Source organism: Mesorhizobium sp. M0159 (assembly GCF_040322295.1).
Taxonomy (GTDB): domain Bacteria; phylum Pseudomonadota; class Alphaproteobacteria; order Rhizobiales; family Rhizobiaceae; genus Mesorhizobium.
In genome coordinates this window covers 17,847-27,883 of the sequence record NZ_JAMYTF010000057.1, presented here as the reverse complement: position 1 = coordinate 27,883, position 10,037 = coordinate 17,847, and the positions used below count along the sequence as shown (strand labels likewise).

Sequence of the window (10,037 nt, the reverse complement as noted above, 5' to 3'; positions counted from 1 at the left end):
AACTACGCTCGAAAGGACGACCTTAAGAGCGCAGCTTCGCTACCGGGCCATGCTCCCGCAAGGCGGCCCTCGCCGGAGGCGTACCAAATGACTGCACGGCAAAGAGTTGCAACGCGAACACGGCGAGCGGCAAAATTCGTTGGAATACTCTCATGCCCGGCTCCTGCAAGTGCCTTTAACAACGGCAAAGTATTGAAGCGTTCCAGACGCGGGGATGCGCGCGCTCAGCGGCAGTCGAGGCGGGTTTTTTCTGTTGGCGTGGAACACGGTATGGCGACCGTGGTCGCCGACAGCCGACCGTGCTGGCACATCGGAGTGTAGGAAGTTGGCTACCGAGAAAGAAAAACAAGCCAGAGACGTGTCAAACGCTTTCGGCGGTTTCGCTGAAAGCCGTGACCGACCGGCCGACGATCATCATGCTCGAAGGGGTTGACCGCTTTGTCCGATCTTCTCCGCCGTGCGCAACGTCATTGCGCCGTTCGTGGTTCCAGAATATGCAATCCGATGGCTGAACTCGTCGGGACTCGATAAATGTGAGCGCGGCATCATACTTTGCCTTCAGGACGACTGTTTCTCTGCAATGACCTCTGTCTACGCTCTTCCAGTTCGGTCGGTGTCCATCTGCTCATTCAGACGTCGTTGATAGGCAAAGCCGACAGCCGCGGCGACTGCTAAACCTGCCGCCGCCAGAAGGAGTTTGTCCTCGGTATGCTCATCGCCCGATGCGTCTTGAACAGCTAACGAAGCTTCATCGAAGGGTGCGGATGCTCTTGCGGCAGTCTCGCCCTCGTGCGGCCCAACGCCGCTATGGCGGATACCCGCAGCCAGGCGTTCTGTCTTCTCTTTAACAGTTTCCGTGGCCACGCCGGTCAACTCGGCAGCTTCGCGTTTTATTTTACCAGCCGTTTCAAGAGCGAAATCACTGACGCTTTCCGCCAAATCACTAGATTGCTCCTTCAGGCGCTCCTTGGCGTACGATAGGTGATCCACCTGCTGCTCGCCGGGTGGCCGGGCTGAATTGGTCCGCAATAAGCTGAACAATCCCGCTCCGACAAGTGCGGTTGCGATCGGCGGACGGCGGAGGAAACGCCACCCCAAACCGGCCCCAATCGCCAAAGCAGCGCTCGGATTGGCAGCCGCCTTTGCCTTGAGATCGTCAATAATCGCCTGCGCCACCGATTGCATTGAGGCTCTTGCTTTCTCCACTAGCGCATCCTTTGCCTCAAGCGCTTCGTGTTTCAAATCGTCGGTAAACTCGGAGAGCATGTTTGGCGACCGAAGTGTCGACAAATCCTCGGCGAGCTTAGCCCGGGCAGCCTCAACTTCGTATTCAAGATGCTCAAGTTGCGGATCGGCCATCATAAATCTCTCTTGCCACCGGGGCGGGCAGGTTTGCTCGACCGAGGGTTGTCCGACCGCTGCGATTTGGCCGTTATTCCTTCCGAAGGGGTGGCGCTGCCCGGTTGCAGCTTGGCGGTGGATGGACCGCTCGATCCACTTGGGCTTGGCGAAGACGGCTGCACGGGTTCACTTGATTGCTCTTCTGATAAGGCGCTTCCAAAGGCGCCCGCAACGTCCCTTGCGACCTCCTTGAGGCCGTCCGAATTCAGCCCACGTTCCTCGGCTGCGCTCTTGAGCCGTTCGCCCGCCTTTGCTGTCGAAGACTTCAATCGGTCCCCAGCTTTTTCAGCAGCATCCGTCAATCGCTCTCCTACTGGGCCGAGCGTGCGCCTCTCGACATCGCTGGCCGGTAAAGCAGCAGCTATAGCGGCACCGGCTGCGAAGCCGGCCAGGACAAAAGCCAATGGTTGTTCTTCCACCATGCGGCCAATCGTGTCCTGGAACGTTGATTGGGCTTGCTGCACCACGCGCCCTGACTTCTCGGATACGGTGCGACCGGCCTGTTCTGCGTATGCCGCGGCCGATGATGCGTAGTGACTTGCGGTTTCACTCACCTTCTCCCCAATGCCGGCTAAATTGTCGCGCATGGCCTCTGCTGTCTCGCTAGCCTCTTCCTGCGTTTTTGACGCCCCGCCGCTGGCGGTGCGTACGTGCGGAGCATTTTGGCGCCCGTTGGTTCCACGGGATTGCTCGCGATGCCCGGCACTTGAACCGCGGCTGCGCATTAGCAGCGCGCACCCTGCTGCGACGAGCAGAAGGCCTTCGGGATTGTTCCTAGCGGAGCTGAGAAGCCATTCTTTCGTTCCAAAATCCTGGACCTGTGAATTGCGGCTCATGTTAGTTGCTCCTTGGTTGTCGCAATATCCTGCTTTATCTGGCTTATGGAGTGTGTCGGCAGAAGTTCTTTTTGCGCATCAGCGCGGCCCCTATAGTAGGCGAAAGCAGCGGCAGCCGCCGTTGCGGCCGCGACGATCAGACACGACCAGTGCAGAGCTATCCCTAAGCTCGCGATTCCAAGTACGAGGGCTTGCATTAGAAGCAGAGCGGCGACCACTCCCAGCGCGCCAGCAGCAGACATCCACACACCTGCTTGGAGCTTCGTTGAGACGTTGGCGGACAGCTCCGCATGCGCCAGGCGCAACTCTTTCTGAAAGAGGTCCGCGACGTCCGCCAACACTGCCGACAGTGCTTGAGGGAGAGGCGAATTCTTCAGTTGTTCCTGTGCCATCAGATCAGTTCGCTCCCTGCCGCCTTTCCTTGATGGATTCTGGAGCGGGAGGCGCGCTCTTCAGTGTGCGAAATGTCAAAAAACCCGCTACGGCGGCCAGCCCAAACACCAAACCCGGCTTGCGCCTGGCCAAATCGGACGCTGCAAGAACCAGTTGATCGACGGATCTGTCTCGCAGGTCGTCTGCGTATCCATCAAGCCTATTCGCGAAGGTGCGCACGACCCCAGCGACTATCGGTGCATTTGTGTCGAGGTCCTCGGCCGCACGTTTGGTCGAGCTCGCCAGCTGGCCGATCACCTCGGCGCCGCTGCCGACCTGACGGTCCAACATCTCCTTCACCTGATTGGTCACGGTCGACGCGCCACCAGCGGCCGCCCGTTTGGCGGTTCCCGCTGCCCCTTGTGCTATGTCCGACGCTTTGGATAACGCGCCGCTTACGGTCGCTCCTATGTCTTCCGAGGTACCGTCACCAGCTCTTACCGCAGTCGGGGGACGCCGTTCAGAATTCCGGTTGTTCATGGTTTCCTCCATTCGAGGAGCAAACGGAGGTAAGGCCCGTTGGTTCCCAATGAGCGACTGGCTGGGGTGTCCAAGTTGCATTTTCCAACTCGGTGCGCGCATCGCGTGCCTTTGCATTCGGAATGACGAGTAGCTTGCGGGCGAGCGCAATGCGAATCACCATCTTTTCCTTTCCTGCCTGCTTCAACTCTGATGGAAGGCGCCGGGGTGGGGACCATATCTGGCGACGGTGAGCGCGACGAGGGAGAGGCTGGAGCGCGGACCTTCACGGCCGCCGCGCACCGGTCTTCGACCGCTGCGCCTGCCGCTGTCACTGGCGATCGGCGCCAAGCCTACGAGTTTGGCGATGGCCTTATTGGAAAGGGTGCCAATCTCGGGCAACTCGGCCATCAGGAGTATCGGGCGACACCCTTGACCGAACGGAAGACCTAATCGAGACAGCCCACAGCGGGTCGTCGTCGATTAGCGAGGCGATCTCGCCCTTCAAGTCGGCGGCTCTGACGCTTGAGCAGAACAATGACCTCGTCGAGGCTGGCGAGGGGTTCGGCATCGGCGACGGCGCTTTTGCGTTGCTTCTGGATGGTGAGATCGCCAGTCACCTGGGCAAGCCGGGCGATCAGCGCCTTGAGCCGTTCTGGCCACGCTCCGCGGCGTTGGTTACAGCCGCTTGACCATGGCGTGCAAAGTGATCTGCGCGCTACGCGTTGCGCTCGTCAAAACGCGACTGCTGGTCGGCGGCATCGGCCGATCCGCCCAGCGTGTCGGCGACCGTGGCACCTCGCGCACCCATCGGCTGCTGCGCACCTGTGGTGGTGTCCATCGCTGTCTGATGCTCCATCTCTGAATTTAGCTCCGCACCTACAACCAGGATAATCACAGAAATCCAAGTCCACATCATCAAGCCGATGACTGCCCCAAGGGCTCCATACGTCGCGTTGTAGTTGGCGAAGTTTTCAAGATAGTAGGAGAATCCTATCGAGACTGCGATCCAGACCACAGCCGCGAGGAAGGCGCCCCATGTCGCCCATTTCCACTTTGCCCTTTCACGGCTGGGCCCGTAGCGGTAAATCAGCGTGGTCCCGACGCCAACCATGATGAGCATCATCGGCCACCGAAGGATCCGCACAAGGGCTTCGATCCAGCCGCCGAGGTTCAGCAGCGCAAGCACGGCCGGCACAATCCCCACCGAGACGATAAAGCCGATCCCAATGAGGATGGCGCCAAGTGTGAAGCCCAAGGCCAGGAGATTCAGGTGGATGAAGCCGCGCTTTTCTCTCTCCTCGTAGGCGATGTTCATGGCTTCGAATAGCGTCTTTATGCCGTTACTGGCGCTCCACAGTGTGACGGCAAGGCCGAAGATGAAGCCGAAGCTGAGCGCGCCAGTCTTCTGAGCGGCTAAGGACGCAAGCTGAGATCTGATGATATCCAGACCTCCCGAGGGCAGTACGCCGCCAAGGAACGCAACGTGCTCAGCGATGGTCTGAGGATCGGCGACGAAACCGTAGATGGACACGAAGGCGGCAAGCGCTGGAAAGAGGGCAAGAAGCAGATAGAATGCGGCCCCGGCCGCGATAAGCATAACACGGTCCTCTGTGAGCTCAGCGAAGACCCGCCACAGCACGTCCTTCCAGCCGCGGCCAGGAATCTCTGACGGCCATTCGGCATTGCGTCCGCGGCCCTCCGGGTCGGGCGGCCGCTCAAGTTGCACTTTACCTTCGTAAGGGTCCTCGGTTGTTTTCTTCGACATGGCCGCCGGTCCGGAGCACCTTCGTCGCGGGGAAACGTATAATAGCGCCAAAGGATGCAGGTGCAGACCTGCGCTTGCAAAATAACATCCCGGCTGCAGAAACACTGGCGTCATCCCACTTGGACCTTCGGCTCCCATGCCCATCTGCCGGGGGGATGCGACGGCTGAGCGTGCATGTTGTCGGGACGACGCAGCCTGATCTAAATCCTCATTGCGCTGGATCAGTTTTAGGACACCCGCGTTTCCAGCCATGATCTCACTCGCGCCTGAACATCAGTTCGTCGACGCCGGAAGCATTCGGCTTCATGTCGTTCAGGCCGGGCCTGCCGGGGTAAGCCGGTCATGCTCCTGCACGGCTTCCCGGACTTCTGGATCGGCTGGAGACGGCAGATCGGTACGCTCGCTTCCGCCGGATATCGGGTCATCGTTCCCGACCAAGAGGGGCTACAACACCAGCGACAAGCCAGAGGGCATCCGCGAGTACACGCTCCCCAAGCTCCTCGGCGATGTCGTCGCCCTGGCCGACGCGCTCGGCATCGGAAGGTTTCACCTCGTCGGCCATGACTGGGGCGGCATCGTCGCTTGGGCCGCCGGGGCAAAGTTGACTCATCGCCTGGACAAGCTCGTCATCCTGAATGCGCCACATCCCGAGGTGCTGTTTACCCATGCCCTACGATCTCCGACGCAGTTTCTGCGGAGCAGTTACGCGGTTTTCTTCCAGATCCCCTTGCTGCCCGAAGCCGTTTTGGGTGCGCGCCGCTCGGCCTTGCTCGCACGAGCACTCAGGACATCCAGCCGCGATGGTCGGGCAGTGATCCTCGCCCGGGCGGTTGACGACCCTGCGTTTTCCGATGAGGTGCTGGAACAGACGCGTGCCTGGATTTACGCAGGGCTTGATCAACAGTCAGCCAGCTAGTCACGGTTTCGACGTCGAATACCAACTGGGCACGTATATCGGTCTGGTCGACCATGCTACTTCAAACGCTCGTCGGTTCCGTGACAAACTTCTGATCGCCGGTCCTGGATCGTGGAAGGGATATGGTATGGTGGATTCTGATCGGATCGACAACCTGATCGCAGCGGTGCCCCCCGCCTTGGCGCTTCGCGCCGGGCTGGACCTCGGCATCTTCACCGGGCTCGGTGGCAGCGCGATGACTGCTGACAGCCTTGGGGCCGCGCCCTCTACGCGCTCGCCAGCATTGGTCTCCTCGAAGTCAAGGATGGTCAATTTCGCAACGGAGCCGAAGCGTCAGCCTTCCTCGACGCGTCCAAGCCGACATATCGCGCCGGCGATCATGCGCTCCTGCTCGAGCTCTGGCGAGCCGATCTACTGACCGCGGAGTCGCTGCGACAGAACCGGCCGGCTGCGCTGCACGACTTTTCCGAAGCGGGGCCCGAGGCCGCGGCGGCCTTCAGCCGCATGCTCGCACCGGGCGGGGTGATTTTCGGCCGACATCTGGCCCGGGCGATGGACCTCTCGACGATCGGTTCGGTGATCGACATCGGCGGGGGGCGCGGGACCATTCTCGTCGGACTTCGCGAGCAGCGGCCGCAGATTGCGGCGACGCTGATGGAACTGCCAACGGTCGCAGCGGTCGCGCCAGATATCCTGTCAGAATACGGTGCCGACGACGTGGTTGTCGAAGAGGGGGACATAACTGTCGCGCCATCGATCGGTCGGCACGATCTGGCGATCCTGAAGGCCGTCGTCCAGGTCCTTCCGCCGGACCAGGCGCGCAGTTCGATCCTGAACGCGGCGCGTTGCCTAACACTCGGAGGCGAGATCGCAATTGCGGGGCCGGGCGTCGTCGATGACGACCGCCTTGGCCCGCCTGAGGGTGTCTTTCTGAATCTCACCTTCTTGAACCTCTACCGCCACGGTGAATCGTACACTGAAGGTCAATATCGCGCATGGATGACCGAGGCTGGATTCCGGGATATCTCCAGGTCGCGCCTGACGGACGGCTCCACGTTGTTTCGTGCGCGCCTCACGGGCTGATCGTGGCTGAACAGTTGGTTTTGGATCTCCGAGGCGCCCCGACCCTATCCGGGCAGCCCACAACCTCAGCGTCGAGAGCATTGCTTGTCCTGCGTCAACCCGGAGAGAGCCATATCTCGCGCGGTACGTCCCCGGGGCTGGTCGGCTTGTCGCGCCCTGTCGTGCGTTCCTTCAGCCGCGCGAGGTAGGCGCGGGCGGCTGACCTGTCGCGTGCGTCCGTTCAGCCGTCCTTGAGTGCTTCGTCCAGTGCCGTCGTCTGGGCGTTGACGAAGGCCCGGGAGATGGCGGCTTTCGCTTCGATGGAGTCGAAGTTGTGGTAGGCGCCGGGCACTACGTGCAGGGTGCTGGCGACGCCGGCCTGCTGCAGTCGCCGGGCGTAGGTGACGTCCTCGTCGTGGAACAGGTCGTTGGTGCCGACGCCGATCCATGCGGGCGGCAGGCCGGAGAGGTCGTCGTAGCGGGCCGGGCGGCCAGCGGGGGCACGTTGCCGTCCGCGGTGGTGGGGCCGAGGTAGGAGCGCCAGCCGAACCGGTTGCTGGCCGGGCTCCAGAGGCGGAGCCGCCGCGGGTCGATGTCGGTGCGGGTGGTGGTCCGGTCATCCAGCATTGGGTAGGACAGCAGTTGCAGAACCGGATGGATCACGCCACGTTCCTTCGCCAGCAGCGCCAGCGCGGCGGCCAGACCGCCGCCGGCGCTGGCGGCACCGATGGCGATGCGTGCGGGGTCGATGTCGGGTAGCCCAGCTGCACCTGCGGCCCATGAGCAGGACGTCTGTGGACCGCATCTGGACGGCCGGCGATCGCGCATCTTTGATGCTTGGCGGCCGGCACATCCGCCCAGGCCGAGGCTGTCGCTCCCAACTTGCTTGCCGCTGAACTCTGTAGCACATTCAGACGGACCGTGTGCTTCGTCCGGAGGTGCCCCGCCGATCGTGAGGATGATCTGGACGTCAGCGGGCTGATCACCCACCGCGTCGGCATTCACTACAGGCTAGGGGGAGGTCCGACAAGCGGGACAGCCAATTGCGCGATTTGGCGCTTACGCAATGATGGCCAAGGCGTCCGCAAAGAAGCCTTCGCCACCGAAATTGCCTGATTTGAGGGCCAGCGCCATTTCGCCGTACTGAGTTCCCAATGTTCGCAACACGGGTACGCCCGCCGCGATTTCCGTGCCTAATTCGAACGCCGGAATCGCCAGGCGATCGACGACCGCGCCAGATGTCTCGCCACCGGCAACGACCAGCCTGCGGACTCCCAGCTCGACCAGCCCCCCTGCAATCATCGCGAGGGTGCGCTCGATAGTGTGGCCGGCCGCCTCCCGTCCATGGCGCTCCTGGAGCCTGGAAACCTCATCCGGGGGCGCGCTGCTGGAGATCAGAATAGGACCTTTGGTAAGGTGCTCCGTCGCCCAAGTGAGGGCACGTTCTACTGTCTCCGAAGGATCGGTTACCAGCTTTTCCGGATCAAGCCTCAGTACAGGCATGGTCTGCTCGGCTTTGGCAATCTGCGCCAGCGTCGCCCGTGAGCAGCTGCCGGCAAGGCACGCTGCCGGACCTCCGATCGGTTGTTCACGAATGGTTACCCTTTGTTGGCGCCGTGCGGTGCCGGCGGCGATCAGGCCGCGAGCGAGGCCCAATCCCAGCCCGGACGCTCCGACCGACAGGCGCTGGGCTAACGCTGCCGTGCCGATTGCTTCGAGGTCCGTCTCGAAGACGGCGTCGGCAATAGCCGCTCCGGTCCCGCTGGTAGAAAGCAGCTCTAGTCTAGTGCGGATTGCATCCGCGCCCTGAGCAACTGTAGCGAGCTCGACAAGTCCAACTGCCGCGGTGCTCTGCCGAGCCAGCACGCGGACCAGATTGGCATCGCGCATGGGATTGAGAGGATGATCCCTGAGCGAGCTCTCATTCAGCGGAACCGCACCGACGAATAGATTGCCCTTGTAGACGGTGCGATCGGTTTCAGGAAAGGCCGGTGTTACAAGGACGGATGTTTCAAGGGCATCAGCGCGCAAGGCATCGAGAACCGGGCCGATATTGCCTGCATCGGTAGAATCGAAGGTCGAGCAGATCTTGTACATCACGTGCGCCGCGCCGCGGGTGCGGAGCCAATCTTGGGCAGCGCGGGCTCGTTCAACCGCATCAGATGCGCCAACCGAACGGATTTTCAGCGAGATGACGATAGCATCGACTTCGGGTAGCGGCAGGTCAGCCGATGGAATCCCGATGGTCTGAACCGTACGTAAGCCTTGTTTCGCCAGGGTGTTCGCCAAGTCTGACGCGCCGGTATAGTCGTCCGCTATGCAACCAAGGGCGAGGGTCATAGAAGAGATCCAACAGCTTTTGAGACCCGGTCCTGCTCCACGGCAAAGGAGGCGAACCAGCCGAGCCCGTCAAGCGTCTTGGCCTTGGGACGATATTCGCAGCCAACAAAACCGCCATAGCCCAGCCGGTCCAACTCCGCGAAGATGAATCGATCGTCAAGTTCTTCACAGGTGGGTTCGTGCCTAGAGGGCACGCTTGCGATCTGGATGTGGCCAATAATCGGCAACAGGCTCCGCAGAGCCATGGTGACATCCCCATGCAGGATCTGACGGTGGTAGATGTCGAACTGAAGCTTGAGATTGGGCAGCGCAAGGTCGTGGATCAGCGATTCCGCAAAGGCGAAATCGTTCAGAAAATAGCCCGGCATGTCGCGGCCATTGATCGGTTCGATCACCAGGTCCATGCCGCGATCCGCCAGTTTTTCGGCGGTCCAGGTCAACGCTTCTCGATAGGCATCGACGGCGCCCTTGTCCTCGCGCGAGCCGAGCCCGGACATCAGATGGAGGCGCTGTGCGGCGGTGGCTTCGGCGTAAGAGAGCGCGGTCTCCACGCCGGCCTTTAGCTCATCGAAGCGCTCGGGCAACGCGGCAAGGCCGCGTTCACCTGCGGCCCAATCGCCAGACGGGAGATTGAACAGGGCCTGGGTCAGACCGTTCCGCGCCAGGCGCTCGCCGATCGCTTCCGGCGTGTGCTCGTAAGGGAACAGGAACTCTACCGCCGTGAAGCCGGCGGCCGCGGCCGCTTCAAACCGGTCGAGGAATGGCCATTCGTTGAACATCATGGTCAGATTGGCGGCGAAGCGAGGCATGATCATGCGTTCCT

11 protein-coding genes and 2 pseudogenes are annotated in these 10,037 nt (G+C 61.6%); 3 read left to right on the top strand and 10 right to left on the bottom strand.

The genetic code is table 11. The features are described 5' to 3' along the window. Positions 1-591 precede the first annotated feature (591 nt). The 6 genes and pseudogenes from NKJ32_RS30820 to NKJ32_RS30795 all read right to left on the bottom strand — a co-directional run bounded on the left by NKJ32_RS30820 (position 592) and on the right by NKJ32_RS30795 (position 4,896). The gene (locus NKJ32_RS30820) at positions 592-1,362 is read right to left on the bottom strand and encodes a hypothetical protein (protein WP_352624911.1); all 771 of its coding nucleotides are present in this window, start codon (positions 1,360-1,362) and stop codon (positions 592-594) included. Then, positions 1,359-2,237, bottom strand: a complete 879-nt coding sequence (locus tag NKJ32_RS30815) for a hypothetical protein (protein ID WP_352643330.1) — start codon at positions 2,235-2,237, stop codon at positions 1,359-1,361. Before NKJ32_RS30815 ends, NKJ32_RS30820 begins: the two co-directional genes overlap by 4 nt. Further along, entirely contained in the window at positions 2,234-2,629 is a 396-nt protein-coding gene (locus tag NKJ32_RS30810; protein WP_352594613.1) for a phage holin family protein, read from the bottom strand. The genes NKJ32_RS30815 and NKJ32_RS30810 overlap by 4 nt, the downstream gene beginning before the upstream one ends. A gap of 4 nt (positions 2,630-2,633) precedes the next feature. After that, complete coding sequence (locus NKJ32_RS30805; RefSeq protein WP_352594611.1) at positions 2,634-2,981, bottom strand: hypothetical protein; 348 nt, start codon at positions 2,979-2,981, stop codon at positions 2,634-2,636. Between the two features lie 241 nt (positions 2,982-3,222). After that, a pseudogene (locus NKJ32_RS35615) lies at positions 3,223-3,784 on the bottom strand (transposase); the annotation flags it as partial. A 62-nt stretch (positions 3,785-3,846) separates the two neighbouring features. Then, a complete protein-coding gene (locus NKJ32_RS30795; protein ID WP_352594607.1) occupies positions 3,847-4,896 on the bottom strand; it encodes a YihY/virulence factor BrkB family protein in 1,050 nt (349 codons plus the stop codon). 250 nt (positions 4,897-5,146) lie between these two features. Between NKJ32_RS30795 and NKJ32_RS30790 the strand changes: the two genes are divergently transcribed. From NKJ32_RS30790 to NKJ32_RS30780, 3 genes are all read left to right on the top strand, one after another. Continuing rightward, on the top strand, positions 5,147-5,812 hold the full coding sequence (locus NKJ32_RS30790; protein WP_352829874.1) for an alpha/beta fold hydrolase: 666 nt from the start codon (positions 5,147-5,149) through the stop codon (positions 5,810-5,812). Continuing rightward, positions 5,790-6,230, top strand: coding sequence for a hypothetical protein (locus NKJ32_RS30785; RefSeq protein ID WP_352708776.1), 441 nt, complete (start codon positions 5,790-5,792; stop codon positions 6,228-6,230). Before NKJ32_RS30790 ends, NKJ32_RS30785 begins: the two co-directional genes overlap by 23 nt. A gap of 86 nt (positions 6,231-6,316) precedes the next feature. Further along, entirely contained in the window at positions 6,317-6,895 is a 579-nt protein-coding gene (locus NKJ32_RS30780; protein ID WP_352829872.1) for a methyltransferase, read from the top strand. Positions 6,896-7,115: 220 nt separating this feature from the next. Here NKJ32_RS30780 and NKJ32_RS30775 read toward each other — a convergent pair whose 3' ends face one another. The 4 genes and pseudogenes from NKJ32_RS30775 to otnI form a co-directional block, all read right to left on the bottom strand. After that, positions 7,116-7,418, bottom strand: a complete 303-nt coding sequence (locus NKJ32_RS30775; RefSeq protein WP_352594649.1) for an alpha/beta hydrolase fold domain-containing protein — start codon at positions 7,416-7,418, stop codon at positions 7,116-7,118. Continuing rightward, positions 7,403-7,702 (bottom strand): annotated as a pseudogene (locus NKJ32_RS30770) (alpha/beta hydrolase fold domain-containing protein); the annotation flags it as partial. The gene NKJ32_RS30775 and the pseudogene NKJ32_RS30770, both read right to left, overlap by 16 nt. 231 nt (positions 7,703-7,933) lie before the next feature. Then, positions 7,934-9,214, bottom strand: a complete 1,281-nt coding sequence (gene otnK / locus NKJ32_RS30765) for a 3-oxo-tetronate kinase (protein WP_352594601.1) — start codon at positions 9,212-9,214, stop codon at positions 7,934-7,936. Next, positions 9,211-10,023 (bottom strand): 2-oxo-tetronate isomerase, encoded by an 813-nt coding sequence (gene otnI / locus NKJ32_RS30760; protein ID WP_352594599.1) that lies wholly within the window; start codon positions 10,021-10,023, stop codon positions 9,211-9,213. The genes otnK and otnI overlap by 4 nt, the downstream gene beginning before the upstream one ends. Positions 10,024-10,037 lie beyond the last annotated feature (14 nt).

Excerpts from the sequence above, each read along its gene's own strand:
- NKJ32_RS30820 (WP_352624911.1), bottom strand. The coding sequence starts at position 1,362 with ATGATGGCCGATCCGCAACTTGAGCATCTTGAATACGAAGTTGAGGCT.
- NKJ32_RS30815 (WP_352643330.1), bottom strand. The coding sequence starts at position 2,237 with ATGAGCCGCAATTCACAGGTCCAGGATTTTGGAACGAAAGAATGGCTT.
- NKJ32_RS30810 (WP_352594613.1), bottom strand. The coding sequence starts at position 2,629 with ATGGCACAGGAACAACTGAAGAATTCGCCTCTCCCTCAAGCACTGTCG.
- NKJ32_RS30795 (WP_352594607.1), bottom strand. The coding sequence starts at position 4,896 with ATGTCGAAGAAAACAACCGAGGACCCTTACGAAGGTAAAGTGCAACTT.
- NKJ32_RS30790 (WP_352829874.1), top strand. The coding sequence starts at position 5,147 with ATGATCTCACTCGCGCCTGAACATCAGTTCGTCGACGCCGGAAGCATT.
- NKJ32_RS30780 (WP_352829872.1), top strand. The coding sequence starts at position 6,317 with ATGCTCGCACCGGGCGGGGTGATTTTCGGCCGACATCTGGCCCGGGCG.
- otnK (WP_352594601.1), bottom strand. The coding sequence starts at position 9,214 with ATGACCCTCGCCCTTGGTTGCATAGCGGACGACTATACCGGCGCGTCA.
- otnI (WP_352594599.1), bottom strand. The coding sequence starts at position 10,023 with ATGCCTCGCTTCGCCGCCAATCTGACCATGATGTTCAACGAATGGCCA.